The following is a 1,844-nucleotide window of genomic DNA, read 5'->3' on the forward strand; positions in this document are numbered from 1 at the left end:
CTCACACCTTAATGCGGCGTTATGCCTAAGTGAATTTTTTAATTTTAAGGAAAAATAATGAGTAGGTTCAAAGAAATTCAAAATAAGTTAAACGAAGTAAGCCCAATTCCAGTTAATATGCCTAAATTCTATTTATTAGGTGACACAGGTGCAGGCAAGACTACAATTGTTAGGAAAATATTAAATACAGATTATTTGAAATTTCCGTCAGTTCAGCAAAAAAGAACAACAGTTGCTGTAACTGAATATGTTTTGAGTCGAGATTTGAATTATAACGCGACATATATTTTTAAAAGCAAAGAACAAGTATGTTCTTTAATCAGAGAAATATTAGATGTAGCTATTCATAAAGCATTTATGTCTAAAGGTGATTTTGATCTTGATGATTTAATTAGTGATCTGGAAGAAACACCGGATGAAAGATTTAGGCTGAAATATATATTATCTGAAAGTGAGTTAGAAAGTATCGCAGAAGAAATTAAGTCATATACTTTACCTGATTTGTCTAATCGTGTTGAAGAGCTGAAAAAAGAATTTGATAGTTCTTCAGACGAGTTAGGTATTATTGTAGATATGGCTTTAGATAACTTAGGAGGTAAAATTAGTATTGAAAATAAAATATTAGATCTTATCTGTACTAAAGTTTCTGAAATGTGTGATGGTTTTGAACTTTTTTCAGTTAATGAATGTTACCAGCATTCAGAAGATAATAAAGATGACTTTATTAAGCAAGCCAAAAAATTGTTATCAAGCTCTAAAAACTCGATATCTCCTGTCGTTGAATACGCCAGAGTTCAGGGTGATTTGTTGGCTGATTGGTTACCAAATAATACAGAACTTGTTCTTATTGATGGGGAAGGAATTGGTCATGATACGAGAGAGGCAAGCCGTTTATCTGCTCGACATTTAGATTACTTTCATTTCTCTGATTCTATTGGTCTTGTTGAAGAATCTAAAAAACCTTTTGCTTCAGGTGGTAAAAGTGCTATCGAAGGTGTTATTCGTAGTGGTTATCTTGATAAATTTCATCTAATTTTTTCAAAATTAGATGAAGTTGAAGTCAATGATGATGAAAACTGTAGTCGAGAAGAGCAAATTAAAGCTGTTAAAAAAGGGTTTAGAAACGTAAAAAGTGCACTAAAGGAAAATGGAGTTGATGCAAATCTTGATAAAAATAACTTATTTTATTTATCGGATGTAAAATCAAATATCTTGAATACTGAAAGTATTCAAGATATTACTAAGTTATTGTCGAATATTACGGAAAAATTTAATCAAGATATTCCTCAATTTATTGAGCCGGTTTATGACTATGAAATGCTCTCATCATATTTAGCTAAGTCATCAGATGTATATATTGATAAATGGAATCACCTCCTGAATTCGAAACATTGGCAGACAGTTAAAGCATTTAATCGTCGCATGTGTTGGGAAATGGATGAGTTCAGGGACATGAAACCTATAGCTGATTTTCATGCTGAAATCATAAATGAATTAGATTTTTTCATTTCAACCCCTAAAGGTTGGGTTGAATCAGCAACTCCATCAATGGAAGTAAAGAGTACTAATAGAGTTAAACAAGAGTTCTCAAACCTACTTCTTAGTTTAGCTCGTGAAACACTATTAAAGAAATACAATATTAATTGGAACTATGCGATGTCACTAAGTGGTGCAGGTTCAACTTTAATTAGAAAACAAAAAGTTTTGCATGTAATTAAAGAGTCTCTTCCTGAACATAAAGAAGAAGAAGCTATGATTCTGAAGAATAAAATAAAAGAACTGTTACTCCTATCAATTGAAAAGTGTAAGGCATAACAATCGCATCAACACGATTTGCTACATTC

Annotated in this window: 1 protein-coding gene; it reads left to right on the forward strand. The window is 31.5% G+C overall.

Translation table 11 applies throughout. The features are described 5' to 3' along the window. The first annotated feature begins 57 nt into the window (after positions 1-57). Positions 58-1,815: an ATP-binding protein gene (locus tag ACP45E_RS10850; RefSeq protein ID WP_017038252.1), complete on the forward strand. Its 1,758-nt coding sequence runs from the start codon at positions 58-60 to the stop codon at positions 1,813-1,815. The last annotated feature ends 29 nt before the right edge of the window (positions 1,816-1,844 follow it).

It is taken from the genome of Vibrio genomosp. F10 str. 9ZD137 (genome assembly GCF_049974785.1).
GTDB lineage: Bacteria > Pseudomonadota > Gammaproteobacteria > Enterobacterales > Vibrionaceae > Vibrio.